Consider the following 21,802-nt stretch of genomic DNA (forward strand, 5'->3'; position numbering starts at 1 on the left):
TTCTTTTGCGGATGGCTTTGAGTATTGACATCGATTGATGTTCGAAGTATCATCCGGCTAAGATGTGTTGTAATCGAATGCGTGCTCGGTGTTGTTTTGTTTGCTTGATGTTGTCAATAAAGGAAGTTAAACGGTGTTAATGGCAAGGGTGAACACCTCTTATCCATTCCGAACAGAGTCGTTAAGCCCCTTAGCGCCGATGGTACTGCGGTCAAACGTGGAAGAGTAGGTCGATGCCGGATAACTATTATCACAAAAGCCTCTTAGAGTCAAATCTGAGAGGCTTTTTTGTGTTCAACTCCCAAGAGAAACCGGAAGGGGGGGCATCAGTCCGTAGGCAATCAAAAAAGCCACCCCAAAAACCTGAGGTGGCTCGTGATATCAGACCCGAAAGCGAGGGAACGCTATACGCCTAATTCTACAATCATCTGACGGATTTTTTGTTCCAAGTCAGCCTTTTTATGCTCATAATCTGCTTGTGAGGGCAGTTCGGTGCGGACACTGACATAAAACTTAATCTTGGGCTCTGTACCCGAGGGGCGGGCAGAGATGGTATCTCCGGCTTCTGTCAGGAACTGCAAGACATTAGAACGCTCAAACACAAGGGGCGTTTGGGTGCCATCAGCGAGGAGGTGGCGGGTAAGTGCCTGATAATCGAGTACTTCCTTTACAGGGCTTCCACCGAGGGAAGTAGGTGGGTTTTGGCGCAGGCGCTGCATCAGCGTTTGAATTTCTTCCGCACCGCTTTTCCCTTTTTTGGTGAGAGAGTGTAACCCTTCGAGGTAGAAGCCATACTTTTGGTAGGTATCTAGCAGATACGTATAAAGCGATTGTCCTTGCGCTCGGAGGTAGGCACACATCTCGGCCAAAATCAAGGAGGTCGTGATGGCATCCTTATCCCGCACAAAATCACCGATCATAAACCCGTAGCTTTCTTCGCCACCAGCCACAAAGTGCTGCTTTCCTTCTAGTTCTCGGATAATTTTTGCAATATACTTAAAGCCAGTAAGCGCCTCATAGCAAGCCACTTCGTGTGCTTTGGCAATATCGCTAATGAGGGCAGTGGTAACAATGGTCTTGACAATAAAGGCGTTTTGGGGTAATTTGCCTTGAGCTTGTAGTTGTTCTAACACAAAGCGTGTAATCAAGGCTCCGGTTTGGTTACCGTTGAGTAGCTCCCACTGACCATCAGGTTTGGGGATGGCGATGCCCACACGGTCTGCATCGGGGTCAGTAGCCAGCACAAGATCAGCATCTTTTTGCTGTGCCAATACCAAGGCCAGCTCTAACGCTTCGGCATCTTCGGGGTTGGGGGCTGGGGCGTGTGTGAAGTTCCCATCCACGGTGGCTTGCTCGGCTACAGTGTATACCTTGCTAAAGCCTGCGGCGGCAAGGGTTTGGGGCAGAATAGTGCCCGCAGTGCCGTGTAGCGGGGTAAAGACAATACGCACATTGGCACTGTAGCTCTTGGTGGTAGCAGGAGCTACAGAGCGTTTGAGCGATTCGCTGATAAAAGCTTCGTCAACGGCCTGTCCAATGTGGTGAACCAGCGCCGGATTACCCTCAAATTTTACCTGCGAAACATCCATTTTGGATACTTCAGCCACAATTTCGGCATCGTGTGGGGCTACTATCTGAGCGCCGTCTTCCCAGTATACCTTGAGTCCGTTATACTCCTTGGGGTTGTGTGAGGCCGTCAGCATCAGTCCGCTTTGGCAACCCAAGTGCCGGATTGCAAACGACAGCCACGGTGTAGGGCGCAAGGCCTCGCTCAGGTATACCTCGATGCCATTGGCCGAAAGAATATCAGCAGCCACTTGGGCAAAAACATCACTATGGATGCGGTTATCATAGGTGATGGCGACCTTGATTGTTTGCCCTTCAAAAGCCCGTAGCAGACAGTTGGCCAAGCCCTGTACAGCCATTCCTACAGTGTAGCGGTTCATACGGTTGGTGCCCACGCCGCGCAGGCCGCGCATTCCGCCAGTACCAAACTCTAGGCTCTTGTAAAAAGCATCCATCAACTCGGCCTCTTGTCCTTGGTCGAGCAATTGTTGGATAGCAGTCTTGGTAGCGGCATCGTAGTTGCCTTGCAGCCATTGTTCAATGGTATTGCGGACATCGGTTGGAATGTTTGTAGAAGAGGCCATAGGCTTATAGATTGTCTTTATAGTTGTGAAATTCAAACAAAGAAGGCTACAAAAGTAAGACAAAAATAGCCTCCTTTCCAAAACTTGAGTCGGTAATGATTGATGGCAACGGCTTCTCAATGCTAATCTAGGTGCGTAGCTCTTTGATGCTAAATAACCCGCCATTTTATTGACAATCCGCCCGTTATTTTCCAACTTTGATGTTCAAACAAGGTATTTTCTAATATACAAAGACCATTTACCCTTATGAGTAGCAATTCTCTTCAAAATATTATCGAACAAGCTTGGGAAGACCGCTCCCTCCTACAACAAGCCCAAACTACCGAGGCCATCCGCGAGGTTGTCGCACAGCTTGACAATGGCCAGCTGCGCGTAGCCACCCCTACCCAAGACGGCAACTGGCAAGTCAACGATTGGGTGAAGAAAGCCGTGATCCTCTTTTTCCCCATCCAGCAGATGCAAACACACGAGGTGGGCATGTTTGAGTTTCACGACAAAATCCCCCTCAAGCGTGGCTATGCCGAAAAAGGGGTACGTGTAGTGCCTCATGCCATCGCACGCTATGGTGCCTATGTGGCCTCTGGCGTAGTGATGATGCCCTCTTATGTCAACATCGGCGCTTATGTAGACAGCGGCACCATGGTCGATACCTGGGCTACGGTAGGCAGCTGCGCCCAGATAGGCAAAAACGTACACCTCAGCGGTGGCGTAGGCATCGGCGGTGTGTTGGAGCCGGTACAGGCCGCTCCCGTCATTATCGAAGACGGAGCTTTTGTAGGCTCCCGCTGTATTGTGGTAGAGGGCGTGCGCGTTGGCAAAGAGGCCGTATTGGGCGCCAATGTCGTATTGACGGGTAGCTCCAAAATCATTGATGTTACAGGCCCAGAGCCCATCATCCACCAAGGCTACGTACCGCCGCGTGCCGTGGTCATTCCGGGCAGCTACGCCAAGCAATTCCCCGCAGGCGAATACCACGTGCCTGCCGCCCTCATCATCGGGCAGCGCAAGGCCAGCACCGACCTCAAGACCTCACTCAACGATGCCCTCCGCGAGAACAACGTGGCCGTGTAGTGAACGAACCATTCCTAGCCGGACGTTTTTTTCTTGGGGCTTTCCCCTTCGGGGTCGGGCTAGGCGGCTGTACTCCTCGCACTTCGTGCTGTGGGGTACTGCTCGCCTATCCCTAAGCCGCTTGCGCCTGCATACCTAACGGCGGCTTCATCCGCAGTGCGTTTGCCACGAATGCACAAATATTTTTCCGCCTTAGCGCCCTCTGCGGTTAAAAAAACGCCTACTTATTTCACACATTCTCCGTATGCGCCTTACCCACAAGCCCGTCCTTTGCAACTATTACCTGACCTACCGCTGCAATGCTAAATGTGGGTTTTGTGATATATGGGAGCGGCCATCGCCCTATGTAACCCTAGAGGCCGCCGCTCAGAACTTAGCCGATTTGCGTCGCCTTGGTGTGCGCATCATCGATTTTACGGGTGGCGAACCCCTCCTACACCGTGAAGTTGGTGGGCTTTTGCAGATGGCCAAAGACCTAGGCTTTATCACCACCCTCACCACCAACGGGCTGCTCTACCCCAAACGGGCCGAAGCCCTGCGAGGCTTGGTAGATATGCTGCATTTTTCGCTCGATGCTGCCGATGCCCACACCCACGACACCATGCGTGGCGTAGCCTGCTTCGACAAGGTGATGGAATCCATTGCAGTAGCCAAAACGCTTGGCGAGCGTCCCGACATCCTGTTTACGGTCTTAGCCAACAACCTCGACCAGCTAGAGGCCGTCTACAGCCAAATTTGCCAACCCAACGGCCTAGTGCTGATTATCAATCCGGCATTTAGCTACAACGAAGTAGGCACCCAACTTACCTCTGAGCAGCTCCAGACCCTCCATCGTTGGGGCAAGCGCCCGGGTGTATACCTCAACGATGCCTTTATCCAACTTCGCCTCGATGGCGGCAACCAAACCGACCGACCGGTATGCTTAGCCGGCAGTACAACCGTGGTCATCTCCCCCGAAAACGAACTGGTGCTCCCCTGTTATCATCTCGGACTCAAATCTTTCCCCATCGAAGGGCGCTTGTACAGCCTTTACCAAAGCACGGAAGTACAACAGCTCATCGCCCTCGAAGGCCGCCTGCCTGCCTGCCAAGGCTGTGTGGTCAACTGCTATATGCAGCCTTCGTTTGGGGTCAAGGTCAACCGCTACTTTTGGAAAGCCCTCCCCAGCACCCTCAAATACAACCGCCTCAAAGGAACTTGGAAGCAGCTGCTGGGGTAAGGGAAACCCCACCCAAGAGCTTACTCTTGAGAGGGGGGGTGCTGGGCTGGCGGCTCATCGGGGCTATTTTTGGGGAGGCGCTTGGCCTCTTTGAGTGCGCGGTGGATGAGCCATTCCAGTTGGCCGTTGGTACTTCTAAACTCATCAGCTGCCCACTTTTCTACTGCATCCAACAGCTCGGGGTCTATACGAAGGGCAAATGATTTTTTCCTTGCCATAGGCGCTTAGTGATGTAGTGTGCCGGCATTGACTACAGGAGCCACATCCTTATCAGCACAGAGTACAACCATCAGATTACTAACCATTGCGGCGCGGCGCTCATCGTCTAGGTCTACGACTTGCTTTTTGGAGAGTTGGTCCAAGGCCATCTCGACCATTCCTACAGCGCCTTCTACGATTTTTTGGCGAGCGGCCACTACAGCGGCAGCTTGTTGGCGGCGCAGCATTGCCCCGGCAATTTCGGTAGCATAGGCCAAGTACCCGATACGGGCTTCGATGACTTGTATGCCTGCGATGGCAAGGCGCTCTGCCAGTTCTTCTTCGAGGTGGTGGTTTACCTCATTGGTGCCAGAGCGGAGGGTCAGCTCGGCTTCGTCGTCGAGGTTGTCATAAGGGTAGGCTCCGGCTAACTTGCGTACGGCAGCATCGCTTTGTACGCGCACAAACTGCTCGTAATCATCTACTTCGAAGGCGGCTTTGAAGGTCTCACGTACTTGCCAAACCAAGATGATGCTGATCATAATGGGGTTGCCTAGTTTGTCGTTGACCTTGAGGCGCTCGCTGTCGAAGTTGCGTGCCCGTAGGGAAACACTCTTCTTGGTGTAAAAAGGGTTGGCCCAGAAGAAGCCATTGGCCTTGACAGTGCCCTTGTACTCTCCAAAAAGCGTCAGCACTTTGGAGCTGTTGGGGTCTACGATGAAGAAGCCCGGCATCAAGAATCCTAAGAGGAAGAAGCCAAACACGGCCCAAACTTTAACGACAAATACCAAGGCGATAGAACCCACAAAAACTAAGAAGCTCAGCAACAACATCCCGTAGGCTGAGGCGGGGGTATAATTCTTTTCTGTCATAATGGTATGTTTCAAGATGGTGATGAATTACCTTGCTTTGATTTTGATATGATATCAAATTAATATCATATTGTTAGATACGTAACAGCGCCACAGAAGGTTCAGTGGGTCGGCGAAAAAAATGAGAAAAAATAAAAAAGGCCTCTTGTTTTTACACAAAGAGGTCTTTTGCCACGGATGCACGGATGGTTTTTATTTGTAGTGATTTGGCCTACGAACAGATACCCAATCAAGCTTGGTTGGGGAAGTGTATCTGAAAATCCTATCTTAGGGTGTTACCAATCAAAGCGGAAGCCCAACCCTATGCCTGGGTTCCATTGCCCGTTTTGGGTGCTTGTTTTGGGGTTGTAGTATAGTGGTAGCTGGAACACGAGATGCTTGTAAGCATAAGTCAGCCCGAAGCCTAGGGTAGGGGTTACGAAGGCATTTCGGGTATCGCCTTGGTCTTCCTTGAAGCGAAGTGAGGGCAACATTCCTAAGACTAATTTGCTGTATCCAAATTTGTAGAAAAAACACGGTCCAGTAAAATTGAGGTAAGCTCCTTGGTCTACATATCCGGTGGCGATGATGCCATTGAAGGCTTCAAAACCTGATTTTACCGATTTTTTGGCAGGCTCGGCCATACTTTCGTCTTGGGCCTGAAGCATAGGGATATGGAACAGTAAGACGAGGAGGAGCACAAAGTGTTTTTTCATCATTGTACGACAGTTTTGGGTTTGAGCAAGTATTTCTTCCAAAACTACAAAAAGACAGGAGTGTTTGCCAAAAAATATCCAGTAGTGTGTCCTATACCCAGTATTTAAGCAACCCAGACCACCGTTGTTTGTAGGCGACCATCGGGCAAAACACATACCTTGCGGTAGCCCGGTTGGGTGCTGCTGACGGCATATTGTGCCGTGCTGGGAGTCATTTGGAGTTGATAACTACTGGCAGGGGTAACCCAGTATTGCACACCATTACGTTGCCAAGTTCTGTCGGTATGGATATGCCCAAACATCACAGCTTTCACCTGTGGGTGTTGGTCAATGACTTCGAACAGTTCAGCGCTATTTTGGAGCATAAACGGATCCATCCAGGTATCTGTCGGAATAGGAGGGTGATGGAGCGCTAAGAGGCAGGTTTTGTCGCGGTGTCGGGTGAGGTTTTCTTGGAGTTGGGCTAGGGACTGGCTGCTGAGCAGGCCATGACTTTTACCGGGTACACTGCTATCAAGCATACACAGGGCTACTTGACCCATCGCCACACAACCCGTTTGGCGCACTTGCAGGCCGGGGCAAAGCGCCCGCATTAAAAGCGCATCGTCGTGATTGCCGGGCAGCCAATAGTAAGGGATGCCCAAGGGCTGCATCAGGGTATCAAAATGATGGTAGGCTTCTTGTTCGGCCAAGTCTGTAATATCACCGCTGACCAACACAAAATCAGGCTGTGGGCTGAGGTGCTGCAAATGGGTCAACAGCTTGCGAAATTGTTGGTCAGGGTTGACCTCAGGGCCGGAAAGTATACGCTCAGTGTCTGCAAATAGGTGGATATCAGTGATTTGTACGAAGTACATAAGCGTGATTTTGAGAAGTAAGTGATAGACCGAACAGCTTTATACGCAACTAAAAGTAGTTTGTGGAAACAGATCTGCTGAAAAATCTTTGTGCATCAAGAAAATCAAATCCACTGAGCCCTTAAATCAAGTACATCTTGCCATAAAATGTGTTTCTGATGAGATGGGCGCAAGAGGCGAGGTATAGGGGTACAAATATTTGCGCTTTCCAACATTTGATTTTTTAGAAGATAATTGTACCTTCATTGAGTACATACATATTTATTCCCAAGAGGATATGCAACAAGATTTAGAGAAAAACTACAAACCAGTGCGGTTTTCACGCACCACACTCAACGAATTGATGATTCCGGCCTATGCCAACTTTGGCGGCAAGATACACGGGGGTATTTTGCTTTCTTTGATGGACAAAGTGGCCTATGCCTGTGCCTACAAACACGCTGGTACTTATTGTGTAACAGTAGCGGTAAACAGGGTCGAATTTTTGGAACCTGTAGAGGTGGGCGAGATGGTCAATATGTTGGCTTCGGTCAATTATGTAGGCAAAAGCTCGATGGTGGTGGGAATCAAAGTCATCACCGAAAACTTCAAAACCGGCACCACCAAACACACCAATTCCTCCTACTTTACGATGGTTGCCAAGGACGACGAGGGGCGGCCTTCTACAGTACCCGGTCTTTTGCTCGAAACCCACGATGATGTCCGCCGATACCTCAAGGCTATCCGCTTGCGTACTTTACGCCAACACATACGTACGGAGCTAGACAAGGTAGACCAGCATATTGACTACAGCCAGTTAGATACCCTATTGGCTGAAGAGCGCTGCCAGCTTCAACTCAAGACTGAGTAACCTGACCGTTTTGTTTGGTAACGGCGATTTGGTTGCGCAGTTCGTGGGAGAGGCGCTTGACTTGCTCTTGGGGGCTTTTGTGTAGTTCGTGGGTGTAGCCGTGGAGGCTCAAAATCTCTTTATCCATACTGATAATGATGTTTTCGAGCGCCTCTACACGCTGCTGCAAATCCATTTGTTTGCCCAGAGACTCCTGCAGGGCTAGTTTTTCGGTTTTGCTAAGCCCACCGTTCTCGGCTTGTATGCGCTTGACACGGATGTAGGTGCGACCAAAAATGGCCGCTAAAGGCACAGACATTATGCTGAGTATAATAAGTACATCTTGCATAAGGAAGGGTGTTTAAAGGCTGATTAGTAACATTTCGCAATATAAAGACCAAGCCGTTTGCTGAGGGTTGCACAGCGAGTGATTTATTTTTTCCGTTTTTTACCTTTATTTTGGGCGAAGCCTGTTTGCTCCAGCCACTGATGTAGATACTCCAAATAACCGGGGAGATAGCTTTTTTCGAGGAACATATACTCTGCCGGGTTGCCGGTATTGGCTGCCTGAAAGAGGTGGTTTCCTTCGGGGAAGCGCTTGCTTTCGTGTGTGGGGTTGTACCCTTGGCGCAAGGCAGCCAACATTGGAGCTTCGTTTTGGTCTGGAGGGACTTGCAGATCTTTGTCGCCAAAGAGTAGTAAGGTTGGACATCGAACTTTTTGGAGCGTCGGCACGGGGTCATAGCGCAAGAAAAAGCGCATCCAAGGGCTTTGAAGCGTAGCTTTTTGTTGCTCAAATAGATTTTTAATCGCTTGTTCGGTGGCATTAGGTACTAGTTCCCCAAACAAGCCTTCCAACTCGTCCCAGCCTTGGTCGTCGATGGCGGCTTGATAAGCCAATCTATTGAATGCCAGTGTTTTTGTTATTTGCTCAGGATTTTGCCCACTAACACCAAGGATAAGGCGGCTCTGTTCCATCAGCAGGCTGTCGCCACGCACGCCAACCGGCGCCGCCAACACCAAGCAGGCAATCTGGAGTTCAGGATATTGAGTAGCCACCATTGGCGCAATTACCCCGCCTTCGCTATGCCCATAGAGTCCGATACGGTGCGGGTCGATGTGTGGATGTTGACTCAGCCAGCGTACGGCAGCGCCAATATCTTGGGCAAAATCGGCAGAAGTAGCGGTGGCCATAGAGCCGGTAGAGCTGCCCACACCCCGGTCGTCGAGGCGCAAAACCGCTATTCCTCGGTTGCTTAGGTAGTGTGCCAAATCCCCAAAAAGCTTGAACCCAAAGAGGTTTGAGTCGCGGTCTTGGGGGCCACTGCCACTGATGAGCACCAAGACTGGAGGTTTCCCCTCCGGCGGGTAGGTCAGGGTACCGGCTAACACAAAATCTTCGACCTCAATGCGTACTTCCTCACTACGGTAAAGGGTATCTTGTGCCCAAAGATATGAGAAGGGTAGGGTAGTAACAATCCACAAACAAAAAATACGTAGGCGTAGCATCAGTATCAAGTTAGTTAGGAGTAATTTTAGGAAATATACAAAAACCTAAGAAATTGTTGGTGTATAAGGGGTATTTTAAAGTTTGTTTAAGTTTTGTTACCGGGTATTTTCTGGATCACCTAATGGCGCTTACGCTGTTTTGGTATAAAATATTGCATATTTCCTAATCAGGGCTGGATTCATCTAGTTTTAGCGTCTAGATAGGGCGTACAACCACAAAAAGCTACTGACTTTTTGTGGCAAATGTATACCAAAATTCAGTATTAGGGCGCGCTGAATCAGATAAGATATTCCGAAAAAACCGCAATAGGGATGCTCCTTGGTGGCCTTTGTGGTTAAATATGTGTCAAGAACAGGGGGTGAAATGAGTATAACAATGACAACAACCAAAAATGTCTAGTAGTGTGTGTCAATGATAAGAAAAAACGCTGACAAGTTGGTCGTCTTGTCAGCGTAGAGGTATTTTAGTTGTCGTAGTTGAGGTTGGGCGAGAGCCAGCGTTCGGCTTCGGCTATGCTTACCCCTTTGCGTTCGGCATAGGCTTGGACTTGGTCTTTTTCGATTTTACCCAGGCCAAAGTACTTGGATTGTGGGTGGGCAAAATACCATCCTGATACGGCGGCTGCCGGATACATCGCCAAGCTTTCGGTGAGGCATAAGCCGATTGACTCCTCTACTTCGAGCAAGCCGAAGAGGGTCAGCTTTTCGGTATGGTCGGGGCAGGCAGGGTAGCCCGGAGCAGGACGAATACCTTGGTATTTCTCACGGATAAGTGCGTCGTTATCAAGTGCTTCTTCGGGCACATACCCCCAAAATTCTTTACGGACGCGCTCGTGGAGGCGCTCCGCAAAAGCTTCGGCGAAGCGGTCGGCGAGAGCCTTGACCATAATGGCGTTGTAGTCGTCGTGGTCAGCTTCAAAAGCTTTGGCTTTTTCCTCTGCGCCATAGATGGCCACGGCAAAACCGCCGATATAGTCTTCTTTGCCGCTACCTACTGGGGCGATAAAGTCTGAGAGGGAGAGGTTGGGTACACCGTCAGCTTTTTGGGCCTGTTGGCGTAGCGACTGGATGGTGGCGATCGTTTGGCTGCGGTCTTCGTGATAGGCCAGCTCCGAAACGTTGCCGTGGGTGTGGCTATTGGCTTGGCGGGCAGCGGTAGCTTCTAGTTCGGCAGTAGCATAACGGTATACTGCGATTTCGTCGTGGTTTTGCGTATTGGCCGGGAAGAACCCACAGACGGCCTTGGCTGTAAACCATTTTTCTTCAATGATTTGCGCCAGCATCTGCTGTGCATCTGCATAGAGCTTGGTGGCTTCCTTGCCCACTACCTCGTCTTCGAGGATGTTGGGGAAGCGCCCGTGTAGCTCCCAAGTCTGGAAGAAAGGAGTCCAGTCGATGTATTGTGCCAGCTCGTCGAGAGGGTAATCGGCCAGTACTTTTTTACCCAGAAACTGCGGCTTGACAATCTCGGTAGCGTCCCAGTCGATCTGAAATTTGTTTTGCTGCGCCTTTTCGATAGGGAGCATACTTTTGTCTTTCTTGCGGTTGGCGTGTCCTTCGCGCATCCGGTCATACTCCGCGCGGATTTGTGCTGCATAGGTAGCCTTGTTGTCTTCGCTGAGCAAGTTGCTCACTACGGGCACGCTGCGCGAGGCATCGAGCACGTGTACAACGGAGCCACTGTATTTGGGCGCTATTTTGACGGCAGTGTGGATTTTGGAGGTCGTTGCTCCGCCAATGAGTAGCGGGATGGTAAAACCTAGGCGTTCCATTTCGGCGGCTACGTGCACCATCTCGTCGAGGCTGGGGGTAATCAGCCCGCTCAGGCCGATGACATCCACTTGGTGTTTTTTGGCTTCCTCCAAAATCTTTTCGGCAGAGACCATTACACCCAAGTCTATCACTTCGTAGTTGTTACAGGCCAGTACTACACCGACGATGTTTTTGCCGATATCGTGTACATCTCCTTTTACGGTAGCCATCAGTACCTTGCCTCCGCCTTGGTTGCTCAGCTCACCACGGGCGGCGGCGGCGGCCTTAGCCTCTTCCATAAAAGGCATCAGGTAGGCCACCGATTTTTTCATCACCCGAGCACTTTTCACTACTTGGGGCAAAAACATTTTGCCCTCTCCAAATAGGTCGCCTACGACGTTCATCCCGGCCATCAGTGGGCCTTCGATTACGTGTAGCGGCTCTGGGTATAGTTTGCGAGCCTCTTCAGTGTCTTCGTCTATGTATTCGGTAATGCCTTTGAGCAGGGCGTGTTTGAGGCGCTCTTCTACTGGAGCGTTGCGCCAAGCATCGTCACGTACTTTTTCCTTGCCTTGGTTTTTGACCGTCTCGGCATAGTCTACCAAGCGTTCGGTGGCATCGGGACGGCGGTTGAGCAATACATCTTCGATGAGTTCGAGCATATCTTTGGGGATATCCTCGTATACTTCTATCATCCCGGCATTGACAATACCCATATCCAGCCCTGCCTTGATGGCGTGATAAAGGAAGGCCGCGTGCATAGCCTCGCGTACCACATTGTTGCCACGGAAAGAGAAAGAGATATTACTCACCCCGCCGCTCACCTTGGCGTGAGGGAGGTTTTGCTTGATCCAACGTGTGGCCTCGATAAAGTCCACAGCATAATTGTTATGTTCTTCGATACCCGTCGCGACGGTCAGGATGTTGGGGTCGAAGATGATGTCTTGGGGAGGGAAGTGAACCTCATTGACCAAAATATCATAAGCGCGTTTACAGATTTCGAGGCGGCGCTCATAGCTGTCGGCTTGACCTTGTTCATCGAAGGCCATCACTACTACGGCAGCGCCATAGCGGCGCACTAGGCGGGCTTGCTCTTTAAATTTTTCTTCTCCTTCTTTGAGCGAGATAGAGTTGACAATACCCTTGCCCTGAATACACTTCAGGCCGGCCTCGATGACTGTCCACTTAGAGGAGTCAATCATCACAGGCAGACGAGCGATTTCGGGTTCGGCAGCCATCAGGTTGAGGAAGGTCGTCATGACCTGCTCGGAGTCGAGCATCCCCTCGTCCATATTGACATCTATCACCTGTGCCCCACCCTCTACTTGGTCGAGGGCTACACTGAGGGCTTCTTCGTATTTTTCTTCTTGAATGAGGCGCTTAAACTTGATAGATCCGGTTACGTTGGTACGTTCTCCGATGTTGACAAAGTTGGTCATCTCGGTAACTTTTACCGGCTCTAGGCCACTAAGCTTGAGGTATTTGTCGGCTTCTTTGGGGGTACGGGGGCTATATTTGGCAGCGGCCTCTGCAATGGCTTGAATGTGATCGGGGGTAGTACCACAGCAGCCACCGATGATGTTGAGCCAGCCATTTTGCAAAAATTCTTCAATGACTGCCACCATCTCCTGCGGGGTTTCGTCATATTCCCCAAACTCGTTGGGCAAGCCCGCATTGGGGTGAGCCGAAACCATAAAGTGTGATTCTTTGGACAGCGATTGGATATAAGGCCGCATCAAGTCAGCACCTAGCGCACAGTTAACGCCTACACTGAGCAAGGGCAGGTGCTCGATAGAGTATAGGAAAGCTTCGATGGTTTGCCCTGAGAGGGTACGCCCACTGGCATCGGTGATGGTGCCAGATACCATAATTGGCAGCCTCACTCCGGCATCTTCGTAGTATTTTTCGATGGCAAAAAGTGCTGCTTTGGCATTGAGGGTGTCAAACACGGTTTCGACCAAGAGCAAGTCTGACCCACCTTCTACCAAGGCTTTGGCCTGTTCATAATAGGCTGTTACGAGTTCGTCGAAGGTAACGGCACGGTATCCGGGGTTGTTTACATCAGGCGAAAGGGAGGCTGTACGGTTGGTAGGGCCCATCGAGCCGGCTACAAAACGCGGCTTGTCGGGGTTTAAGGCCGTTACTTCTAAAGCCACCTCTTTGGCAATACGTGCCGACTCATAGTTGAGCTCATACACTAAGTCTTCCATATGGTAATCGGCCATAGCAATGGTCGTTCCGCTGAAAGTATTGGTTTCGATGATGTCTGCACCGGCTTCTAGGTATTGGCGGTGGATGGTCTTGATAATTTCGGGCTGTGTGAGCGAGAGCAGGTCATTGTTGCCTTTGAGCGAGTGGGCGTAGTCCTTGAAGCGTTCCGAGCGGTAGTCTTCTTCAGTAAGGTTGTAACGTTGGATCATCGTGCCCATAGCACCATCAAGGACTAGGATACGATGTTGGAGAATGTCGTAAATGCTCATCGAATAGGGGTTTTGAGTGACCAAAAATTAACATCAAACCGCGCCGTCCCGATGCAGAAAGTAACAAAGGGCAACGCAGCGCTTCAATTAGTAGCCGGAAAAGCCGACTACTTGCGGTAGTGCTGAATACTCAGAAATTGGGTTTGATGAATTCAGACTTATATGTCCCCAAGGAGGCCTCCTTATTGGGCAGGAATTAGCACCTTGCCGAGCGGCAGGTTGCCAGCGCTTCACAGAGCCTGTTCTCTTCGCGCTTCTGTATAAGTCTTCTCTTGCGAAAAAGAGGAGACGGATAATTAGCCTACAAAAGTAAGGCAATTTTTCCCAAAAACCCATCTCAGCCCCAAAAAGTTCTATAGAAGGCGGTTTAATTCAAAAAAATAGTATTTTTCTAAGGCTTGATGATGACTTAGGGGGGTATACCTAGGATGAAGCTCTCTTCGTTTGATTCGAAGCCAAAGCGCCACGGGTTTTTATATTTGGAGCTTATTGCCCTATGCGGAGCAATGCTTCCATGTTTGTTTTAAACCATTGGGTTTTCGCTAAGTCATTTTTCGAAATATGTTGTCTTTGCGATAATTGAGTGCAATAAGACTTCATTGGTAAGACCTTGTAATAAGTATCAAAGTCATCACTATTCAAATAGACAGCATCAATTCAAACGATTATTGCCCACTTTGATAATAATACAACTGTTAGCTGAGATATCTAAAAAATCTCTGCATTCTATGGATTATATGTACAATGAAAATCCTTACATAGCATCTTCGTTAGAAGAAGGCAGCTAAAAACACGCCCAGCAGCACTTTGCTTGCCGAAGGAATTATCTGACCCAAGGGCTGTGTTTTAGTAATTGACGATTTGGGATTTACGGTGGCCTACGGACAATCTTGGAATGACGAAGTAACAGCTAAAATCCCAAATCGTAGTTCGTCAATCGTAATCCCCAAACAGATGAATGTTCTGACAGATACGCCCATATACCTCCATCTCACTGGGCTGAGCAGTGAACACTGCGCCCTGATCATCAGCAAAGCTCTCGACAAAGTACCCGGTGTGGCTACCCATCGGGTGGAGTTTAACAATCAGCGGGTGGTGCTGGGCTTAGATGAGAAGGAAGCCTTGGCGCAGGCCGTCGCTCAGATAGAAGCGCTGGGCTATGGGGTAGAAACACGGCAGGCGCACCTCCCTGTGTTGCACCTGAGCTGCGCTTCTTGTGCGGCCAGCGCCGAGAGCATCACCAAGGCACAGGCAGGCGTGTTGAGCGCATCGGTCAATTTTGCCTCTGAGATGCTTAGTGTACGCTATCTGCCCACGGCCATACAACCCACCGATTTGCAAAAGGCCATACAGTCGGTTGGTTTTGACTTGTTGCTCACGGATGAGGGTCACAGTGAGCAGACGCAAGATACCTTGACACAAATTCACGAAGCCAAATACCGGCAGTTGCGCCAAAAGACCCTCTGGGCTTCGGTGTTGTCCTTGCCTGTGGTGGTGCTGGGGATGTGGCTGATGGATATGCCCTATGCCAATGTGCTGATGTGGTTGCTGAGTACGCCGGTGGTGCTATGGTTGGGGCGCGGCTTTTTTGTCAATGCTTGGAAGCAAGCCCGCCACGGCACGGCCAATATGGATACCTTGGTGGCGCTGAGCACAGGGGTGGCCTATTTGTTTAGTGTATTCAACACGCTTTTTCCGCAGGTGTGGCACGCTCGTGGGCTACACGCACACGTTTATTTTGAGGCCGCAGCCGTCATCATTACCTTTATCTTGCTGGGCAAATTGCTAGAAGAAAAAGCCAAAGGCAATACCTCTACAGCCCTCAAAAAGCTAATGGGCTTGCAGGCCAAAACCCTGACTGTGATAAGGGAGGGACAGACACAGACCATCCCCATCGATGCCGTACAGCAGGGCGACACCGTTTGGGTCAAGCCGGGCGAAAAAATCGCCGTAGACGGTACTGTACTCAGTGGCCAATCGTATGTAGATGAGAGTATGCTTAGTGGTGAGCCGCTACCCGTACTCAAGCAGGCCAAGGACGCAGTATTTGCAGGCACCATCAACCAAAAAGGCAGCTTTCAGTTTCGCGCTGATAAGCTCGGCAAGGAGACCCTCTTGGCGCAGATTATCCGGATGGTGCAAGAAGCCCAAGGCAGCAAAGCACCTGTACAAAAACTGGTGGACCAAATCGCGGCGGTATTCGTACCCACGGTGATGGGTATAGCCTTGTTTTCGGCAGGGCTTTGGTTGATTTTTGGTGGGGAGAATGCTCTTACGCAGGCCATCTTGGCACTCATTACGGTCTTGGTCATTGCCTGCCCCTGTGCCTTGGGGCTGGCTACCCCTACGGCCATCATGGTAGGAGTGGGCAAAGGCGCTTCGCAAGGGATTTTGATAAAAGATGCCGAAAGTCTCGAATTGGCCAAAAAAATCACCCATCTGGTCTTAGACAAAACGGGAACCATCACCCAAGGCCGCCCTCGCCTCATCGCGGAGTATTGGCAAGTCCCCGAAGCGGAGCAAGCCCTGCTCAAGCAAATCTTGGTGGGTATAGAGCAACAATCAGAGCACCCCTTGGCAGAGGCTGTCTTGGCGCATTATGAAGGCATAAGCAGTGCCAGCCTCCAAGCCTTCGAAAGCATCACGGGCAAGGGCGCAAAGGCACACTACGGCGACAAAACCTATTTTGTGGGCAACCAACGCCTGCTGGCCGAGCAGCAAATACACCTCCACCCTGAGCTAGTGCAACAAGCCCAAGCTTGGGGTGCTACCGCTCAGACGGTCATTTGGCTGGCAGACAACACCCAAGCCCTTGCCGTATTTGCCCTTGCCGACCCCATCAAGCCGGGCTCTAAGGCCGCTATCGAAGCCCTCCAAGCAGGTGGCATCAAGGTCTATATGCTCACCGGCGACAATGCCGCCACCGCTCAAGCCATTGCCCAAACCGTGGGCATCACCCATTATCAGGCCGAAACCCTGCCCGAGCAAAAAGCTGCGTTTGTCAAAGCCCTCCAAACCCAAGGGGCAGTGGTGGCAATGGTCGGCGATGGCATCAACGACAGCGCCGCCCTGGCCCAAGCCGACGTAAGCATCGCGATGGGTAAAGGCAGCGATATTGCGATGGAAGTCGCCAAAATGACCCTCATCTCCTCTGACCTAGGCAAAATCCCCCAAGCCATCAAGCTCTCACAGCAGACTGTAGCCACCATCCGCCAAAACCTCTTCTGGGCATTCATCTACAATCTGATCGGCATCCCTATTGCGGCGGGTATTTTGTATCCCTTCAATGGCTTCTTGCTCAACCCTATGTTGGCCGGAGCAGCGATGGCACTCAGCAGTGTGAGTGTCGTGGCCAATAGCCTGCGCTTGCGGTGGATTGGCCAAAGAGCATAAGCCACATACAATACCCAACCCACGGATGTCTTTTATACCCAATCAAAATTGGTTTGGAGAATTTCTGGCACCAAAAATCCTTGATTATCAAGAAAATCAAATCAAGTGAATCTTGGTATAATTTGACCTTAACGCAACAGGTTTCTCATCATCAAACCACTATCCTTTACTCTCCCCTTTACGTTCTTTGTGAATACTTTACACCTTTTTTGGTTAAATGTATTATACTGAGAACCCGGGGTGTCAAAATATGCAACATAGCACCAAAAATTGCAAATATCCAGAGGTTTTAAAATTACCTAAATCCCGACTGATGCTACTGGCGCTTTTGCCAAGATTTATTAACTTGTTGGACAATTGATACTCTTTTTCATTTTTCCCACGATAAACCTATGTCAGATACTAATCGAGAACGCGACCTAGTGTTAGCTCCCAATGAGTTTGCCTTTATCTCCGACCAAACCAAGGGCAATATCAATGTGTATGTAGGGCCTTACAAAACCAGCTTAGCCAATACGGATAAGCCGGTTATTTTTGATGAGCTGCTCAAGCGGTTTGAAAAATGCAACCTTGAAGAGTCTATCCAGACTTTCAGCACTGCGCCCGAAGGCTGGTATTTGGTACTCAAAAACCCTCCATTAGACAACAAACAGCCCAAAACAGGCACTTCTAACAGCCTACCCGATTTACAGATAGGGCGTAAGGTCAATATCCCCGGGCCCGTATTTTTTGCCCTTTGGCCCGGGCAGATGGTTCGTGTGATTCCTGGGCATCACCTGCGCTCCAACCAATACCTGCTCGTACGGGTATACGACGAAGAGGAGGCGCGGCGCAACTGGGGGAAGGCTGTTATTAAGACCAAGAGCGGCGCTGACCTCGAGTCTGAAACCCCCGACGAAGTTACGGGCAAAGAAGAAATCCCTGACCTGACCATCGGCAAGACCTTGGTCATCAAAGGCGATATGGTCTCGTTTTATATCCCCCCTACAGGGGTAGAGGTCGTGCGTGATGGCTACAGCAACTATGTCCGTGAGGCTGTCACCTTAGAGCGTTTGGAGTACTGTATTCTGCTGGACGAAAGCGGCAACAAGCGCTACATCCAAGGCCCTGCCGTGGTATTTCCAGAACCTACTGAGGAATTTGTTAAGCTCAATGGCTACCGTAAGTTCAAGGCCATCGAACTCAACGAAAACAGCGGTCTCTATATCAAGGTCATCGCTCCATACAAAGAAGGTAAAACAGAGTATGATGCCGGTAGTGAATTATTCATCACAGGCAAAGACACGATGATATACTACCCCCGCCCCGAACACGCTATTATCAAGTACGGAGGGCGCGAAAAACACTACGCCGTTGCTATTCCGGCGGGTGAAGGACGTTATTATATGAATCGCAACACCGGGCAGATTTACCTCAAAAAGGGGCCTTCGATTTTTCTTCCCGACCCCCGCGAGGAGGTCTTCGTACGCCGGGTACTACACCCAAAACAAGTCGCCCTTTGGTTTCCGGGCAATGCCGAGGCTTTGGCTTATAACCGACAACTACAGGCAGAACTGGAGCGGAAACAGCGTAGCGATCAGTTTTATATCGAAGACTCTGAGTTACAGGCGTTACAGAGTGAAGCTGCTCCGGCTCCGGCACAAGCTTCTGAAGCTCCCAAGCTCCGCAAGAAAGAGGCGACTTCTGAGGAGATGGCCTCCGATGAGTTTAGCCGCTCACAGTCATTCACACAGCCACGCAGCATCGTGCTCGATACCAAGTACGAAGGAGCTGTTACCATCAACCTCTGGACGGGCTATGCTGTACAGGTGGTCAGCAAAACTGGCACGCGCAAGGTCATTGTAGGCCCACAGACTTATCTGTTGGAATATGACGAAAGCCTCGAAGCAATGGAGCTTTCAACTGGTGTTCCCAAAACCGAATAAGATGCTCTCCGGACGGTCTACCTGCGCGTATTGCACAACAAAATCTCAGACCTTATCCGTGCCGAATCCAAAGACTATACCCAAGTCAGTATCTACCTCTCATACCGGGTCAATTTTGAGGGCGACCCTGAGCTTTGGTTCAATGTCGAAAACTACGTTAAGTTCCTGACTGACCATATGCGCTCTTTTGTCCGCAATGCGGTCAAGAAACACGATATTATGGCCTTCTATGCCAATGGTATTGACATCCTGCGCGACACAGTCTTGGGCAAAGAACTAAGCAAGGATGGCAAGCGCCAAGGGCGCATTTTTGAAGAAAACGGAATGCGCATTTACGATGTAGAGGTACTTGATATTCGTCTAAGTGATGCCACACTCGAAAGCCTGCTCGTACAATCGCAGCAAGATGTAGTCAAGCAGACACTCCGTATAGAGGCCGAAAAGCGGAAATTGACCTTTACCCAAGAGAGCGAGCAAATCAGCCAATCAATCGCCGAGGCCGAATCAGCTACCAAGCAGAAAAAAGCGACGCTCGAAGCGCAAGAAATCACCCAAGAGCTACAAACTACGCTCACCCGCTTGCAGGCCGAAATAGAGGCTAGGCACGTGCAACTCAAAGCCGAAGTGGCCGAACAGGAGCACCTCGACCAAGTCAAAACTGCCGAACTGGCACGCGAGCGCCAAGAGGTCGAGCTCTCTCTCGAAGTCGCCCAACGTGAACTAGAGCAGTACATCCAAGAGGTACGGGCAGAGGTCAAGGCAGTGGTCGAAAAAGCACAGGCGGTATCCCCCGACTTGGTAGCAGCGCTACAGGCCTTCTCCGACAAAGCCCTGGCACAAAAAATGGCCGACTCGATGGCTCCCCTCGCCATCTTGGGTGGCAAGAGCATCGCCGAAGTCTTTGCCAACCTTCTCAAAGGTACACAAGTAGCCCACGTGCTCAAACGCAGTGCCGAGCTACTTGACCAAGCCGACGAAGAACAGGACTAGCCGAAAGGCAAGGGCGAAGCTCCGGCTTCGCCCAATTACCCACCAACTGTGCCCAATGCTTGGAGGCTTGTAGACATACCCCCTTGAGGCGTGGGTACACCATCATATTTTACTAAACCACTAACAGTACTTTGATGCCAACCCAACAACAGCAAATTATCGAAGCCTATATCCAAGCCTATAATCAGTTTGATATAGCCGGAATGATGGCCAACCTTAGCGAAGGAGTCGTCTTTGAGAATGTAACTAACGGAATCGTAGACCTCCGTCTCGAAGGCATAGAGGCATTCCGACAACAAGCTGAAGCCGCCACTGCGTATTTCAGTCAACGCCAACAAATACCCACAAATTGGATGTTTGAGGGCAATGTGGTTACAGTCAGTATTGAATACAAGGCGGCATTGGCCATAGACCTGCCCAATGGGATGAAAAACGGGGATACGCTTACTTTGCAGGGGACTTCAAGGTTTGAGTTTGAAGGGGAGGCAATCGTGCTGATTCGGGATGAGAGTTAGGCATAGGAGTACTTGACAACATTGCTTACCGCATCCTACCTAGTGCATACCTATTATCACAGAAAAACCTAAAAAAATGAAGATATTGCTGATGTCCATCGGAACACGCGGTGATATAGAGCCTTTTTTGGCCATTGGGGAAATACTCGCCAATAAAGGGCATCAAGTGGTGTATGCTTTTCCTGAGCAATACGGACACCTTGTCCCGAATAATAGCCTGTATTACCCTTTCACAGCCAAGTTTTTAGGATTGATTGAGGGGGAAGATGGTAGGGCGTTGATGGGGGGCGCTACGGGTATTTTCAAAAAAATGAGGGCTGCTCTAAGGCTTTACAAACAAGGTATTATTGTCAATAAAATACTTGTTGAAGAGCAATATGATGTCGTAAAAAAAGAGAGCCCTGATTTGATTGTACACAACGGTAAGTGTAATTATCCGGTATTGTGGCAAATATTGATAGCCAAAAAAATAGTACTGATTAGTCCTGTACCGTATTTTATGCATTATGTGGAGGGGCAGGCGCATATTGGCTTTTCTGGTGATTATGGCCAATTGCTAAACAAACTTACTTACCAACTGGCCAACTTCGGTCTTGTCAAAACCATTTATGATGCGCAAAAGGCATTGCCAAACAACAATCAAAAAGCATCTAGAAAACAAATTAGGGGAGGCCTGTTTTCCCAAAAACTGATTTATACCATTTCCCCCGCGTTATTTTCCAGACCCAAGGGTTGGCCTTCAAATATTCAGGTATTGGGACATCACGAAAAAGCACAACAAACAGGCTGGCAGCCCGACGAAAACCTTTCCAATTTTTTCAAAAAACATCCAAAAATACTGTTTTTGACTTTTGGCAGTATGATTAACCCCAATCCCGAAAAGACCACCCGCATCATACTCAATGTACTGAGGGAGCTTCAAATCCCCACCCTCATCAACACAGCTGCGGGAGGACTCGTACTTCTTGAAGCCTTTGAGCAAAATCCCTTGTTCTATTTCACGAAACAAGTCCCATACGACCAGGCCCTGACAAAATGTTATGCCATTATCCATCACGGCGGCTCAGGAACTACTCACTGTGGCCTCAAACATGCGTGTGTGTCGATGATTATCCCGCATATTTTTGACCAATATGGTTGGAATAATTTGATTGCCAAAAATGAATTAGGCCCCAAGGGAATACCAGTCAATAAAATTACTGAACAAAACCTCAAACCCCTTATACTAGAGTTGTTTGAGAATCAAATATACAAAATGAATGCAGTTAATATGGCAGCGCAAATGCAGCAAGAGCATTTGGAAGAGATGCTTTACACCACAATAATCAGTTGAAAAAATTATAAATA

At 49.8% G+C, this 21,802-nt stretch carries 16 protein-coding genes, 1 rRNA gene and 1 riboswitch; of the genes, 9 read left to right on the forward strand and 8 right to left on the reverse strand.

The features are described 5' to 3' along the window. Positions 1-129 precede the first annotated feature (129 nt). Positions 130-242 (forward strand): 5S ribosomal RNA (rrf, locus tag G499_RS0108780). Positions 243-404: 162 nt separating this feature from the next. Here rrf and G499_RS0108785 read toward each other — a convergent pair. Next, positions 405-2,150 carry a phospho-sugar mutase gene (locus G499_RS0108785; RefSeq protein WP_035727058.1) on the reverse strand — a complete coding sequence of 582 codons (1,746 nt, stop codon included), beginning with the start codon at positions 2,148-2,150 and terminating at the stop codon, positions 405-407. A 246-nt stretch (positions 2,151-2,396) separates the two neighbouring features. Here G499_RS0108785 and G499_RS0108790 point away from each other — a divergent pair, with 246 nt between their 5' ends. Together G499_RS0108790 and G499_RS0108795 are read left to right on the forward strand one after the other, a co-directional pair. After that, positions 2,397-3,221: a 2,3,4,5-tetrahydropyridine-2,6-dicarboxylate N-succinyltransferase gene (locus tag G499_RS0108790; protein WP_026999636.1), complete on the forward strand. Its 825-nt coding sequence runs from the start codon at positions 2,397-2,399 to the stop codon at positions 3,219-3,221. Positions 3,222-3,465: 244 nt separating this feature from the next. Then, complete coding sequence (locus G499_RS0108795) at positions 3,466-4,440, forward strand: radical SAM protein (RefSeq protein ID WP_026999637.1); 975 nt, start codon at positions 3,466-3,468, stop codon at positions 4,438-4,440. A gap of 20 nt (positions 4,441-4,460) precedes the next feature. Here G499_RS0108795 and G499_RS0108800 read toward each other — a convergent pair whose 3' ends face one another. From G499_RS0108800 to G499_RS0108815, 4 genes are all read right to left on the reverse strand, one after another. Then, positions 4,461-4,658 carry a type II toxin-antitoxin system antitoxin gene (locus G499_RS0108800; RefSeq protein ID WP_026999638.1) on the reverse strand — a complete coding sequence of 66 codons (198 nt, stop codon included), beginning with the start codon at positions 4,656-4,658 and terminating at the stop codon, positions 4,461-4,463. A 6-nt stretch (positions 4,659-4,664) separates the two neighbouring features. Continuing rightward, on the reverse strand, positions 4,665-5,510 hold the full coding sequence (locus G499_RS0108805; RefSeq protein WP_026999639.1) for an SPFH domain-containing protein: 846 nt from the start codon (positions 5,508-5,510) through the stop codon (positions 4,665-4,667). Between the two features lie 275 nt (positions 5,511-5,785). Further along, positions 5,786-6,208, reverse strand: coding sequence for a hypothetical protein (locus G499_RS0108810; protein ID WP_211231602.1), 423 nt, complete (start codon positions 6,206-6,208; stop codon positions 5,786-5,788). A gap of 101 nt (positions 6,209-6,309) precedes the next feature. Then, positions 6,310-7,062: a phosphodiesterase gene (locus G499_RS0108815; protein WP_026999641.1), complete on the reverse strand. Its 753-nt coding sequence runs from the start codon at positions 7,060-7,062 to the stop codon at positions 6,310-6,312. A 277-nt stretch (positions 7,063-7,339) separates the two neighbouring features. Here G499_RS0108815 and G499_RS0108820 point away from each other — a divergent pair, with 277 nt between their 5' ends. Further along, entirely contained in the window at positions 7,340-7,912 is a 573-nt protein-coding gene (locus tag G499_RS0108820; RefSeq protein ID WP_026999642.1) for an acyl-CoA thioesterase, read from the forward strand. On the opposite strand, the gene G499_RS0108825 is transcribed toward G499_RS0108820, so the two are convergent. The 3 genes from G499_RS0108825 to metH all read right to left on the reverse strand — a co-directional run bounded on the left by G499_RS0108825 (position 7,899) and on the right by metH (position 13,632). Further along, the gene (locus G499_RS0108825; protein WP_026999643.1) at positions 7,899-8,240 is read right to left on the reverse strand and encodes a hypothetical protein; all 342 of its coding nucleotides are present in this window, start codon (positions 8,238-8,240) and stop codon (positions 7,899-7,901) included. The genes G499_RS0108820 and G499_RS0108825 overlap by 14 nt on opposite strands. A gap of 83 nt (positions 8,241-8,323) precedes the next feature. After that, a complete protein-coding gene (locus G499_RS19330) occupies positions 8,324-9,400 on the reverse strand; it encodes an alpha/beta hydrolase family protein (protein ID WP_051296114.1) in 1,077 nt (358 codons plus the stop codon). Positions 9,401-9,864: 464 nt separating this feature from the next. Further along, entirely contained in the window at positions 9,865-13,632 is a 3,768-nt protein-coding gene (gene metH / locus G499_RS0108835; protein ID WP_026999644.1) for a methionine synthase, read from the reverse strand. Between the two features lie 155 nt (positions 13,633-13,787). Next, positions 13,788-13,899: riboswitch (SAM riboswitch) on the reverse strand. Positions 13,900-14,586: 687 nt separating this feature from the next. Between metH and G499_RS0108840 the strand changes: the two genes are divergently transcribed. The 5 genes from G499_RS0108840 (at position 14,587) to G499_RS0108860 (ending at position 21,788) form a co-directional block, all read left to right on the forward strand. Beyond that, positions 14,587-17,025: a heavy metal translocating P-type ATPase gene (locus G499_RS0108840; RefSeq protein ID WP_026999645.1), complete on the forward strand. Its 2,439-nt coding sequence runs from the start codon at positions 14,587-14,589 to the stop codon at positions 17,023-17,025. Positions 17,026-17,417: 392 nt separating this feature from the next. After that, on the forward strand, positions 17,418-18,950 hold the full coding sequence (locus tag G499_RS22300) for a hypothetical protein (RefSeq protein ID WP_245576709.1): 1,533 nt from the start codon (positions 17,418-17,420) through the stop codon (positions 18,948-18,950). A gap of 30 nt (positions 18,951-18,980) precedes the next feature. Continuing rightward, positions 18,981-19,940 carry an SPFH domain-containing protein gene (locus G499_RS22305; RefSeq protein ID WP_245576716.1) on the forward strand — a complete coding sequence of 320 codons (960 nt, stop codon included), beginning with the start codon at positions 18,981-18,983 and terminating at the stop codon, positions 19,938-19,940. A gap of 134 nt (positions 19,941-20,074) precedes the next feature. Further along, positions 20,075-20,455 carry a nuclear transport factor 2 family protein gene (locus G499_RS0108855; RefSeq protein ID WP_035727060.1) on the forward strand — a complete coding sequence of 127 codons (381 nt, stop codon included), beginning with the start codon at positions 20,075-20,077 and terminating at the stop codon, positions 20,453-20,455. 76 nt (positions 20,456-20,531) lie between these two features. Beyond that, positions 20,532-21,788: a glycosyltransferase gene (locus G499_RS0108860; protein ID WP_026999647.1), complete on the forward strand. Its 1,257-nt coding sequence runs from the start codon at positions 20,532-20,534 to the stop codon at positions 21,786-21,788. The last annotated feature ends 14 nt before the right edge of the window (positions 21,789-21,802 follow it).

This window comes from Eisenibacter elegans DSM 3317 (assembly GCF_000430505.1).
In the GTDB taxonomy this organism is placed as follows: Bacteria; Bacteroidota; Bacteroidia; order Cytophagales; family Microscillaceae; genus Eisenibacter; species Eisenibacter elegans.

What these genes read in the sequence shown, in the direction of transcription:
- G499_RS0108785 (WP_035727058.1), bottom strand. Translation starts at nt 2,150, where the DNA reads ATGGCCTCTTCTACAAACATTCCAACCGATGTCCGCAATACCATTGAA.
- G499_RS0108790 (WP_026999636.1), top strand. Translation starts at nt 2,397, where the DNA reads ATGAGTAGCAATTCTCTTCAAAATATTATCGAACAAGCTTGGGAAGAC.
- G499_RS0108795 (WP_026999637.1), top strand. Translation starts at nt 3,466, where the DNA reads ATGCGCCTTACCCACAAGCCCGTCCTTTGCAACTATTACCTGACCTAC.
- G499_RS0108800 (WP_026999638.1), bottom strand. Translation starts at nt 4,658, where the DNA reads ATGGCAAGGAAAAAATCATTTGCCCTTCGTATAGACCCCGAGCTGTTG.
- G499_RS0108805 (WP_026999639.1), bottom strand. Translation starts at nt 5,510, where the DNA reads ATGACAGAAAAGAATTATACCCCCGCCTCAGCCTACGGGATGTTGTTG.
- G499_RS0108810 (WP_211231602.1), bottom strand. Translation starts at nt 6,208, where the DNA reads ATGATGAAAAAACACTTTGTGCTCCTCCTCGTCTTACTGTTCCATATC.
- G499_RS0108815 (WP_026999641.1), bottom strand. Translation starts at nt 7,062, where the DNA reads ATGTACTTCGTACAAATCACTGATATCCACCTATTTGCAGACACTGAG.
- G499_RS0108820 (WP_026999642.1), top strand. Translation starts at nt 7,340, where the DNA reads ATGCAACAAGATTTAGAGAAAAACTACAAACCAGTGCGGTTTTCACGC.
- G499_RS0108825 (WP_026999643.1), bottom strand. Translation starts at nt 8,240, where the DNA reads ATGCAAGATGTACTTATTATACTCAGCATAATGTCTGTGCCTTTAGCG.
- G499_RS19330 (WP_051296114.1), bottom strand. Translation starts at nt 9,400, where the DNA reads ATGCTACGCCTACGTATTTTTTGTTTGTGGATTGTTACTACCCTACCC.
- metH (WP_026999644.1), bottom strand. Translation starts at nt 13,632, where the DNA reads ATGAGCATTTACGACATTCTCCAACATCGTATCCTAGTCCTTGATGGT.
- G499_RS0108840 (WP_026999645.1), top strand. Translation starts at nt 14,587, where the DNA reads ATGAATGTTCTGACAGATACGCCCATATACCTCCATCTCACTGGGCTG.
- G499_RS22300 (WP_245576709.1), top strand. Translation starts at nt 17,418, where the DNA reads ATGTCAGATACTAATCGAGAACGCGACCTAGTGTTAGCTCCCAATGAG.
- G499_RS0108855 (WP_035727060.1), top strand. Translation starts at nt 20,075, where the DNA reads ATGCCAACCCAACAACAGCAAATTATCGAAGCCTATATCCAAGCCTAT.
- G499_RS0108860 (WP_026999647.1), top strand. Translation starts at nt 20,532, where the DNA reads ATGAAGATATTGCTGATGTCCATCGGAACACGCGGTGATATAGAGCCT.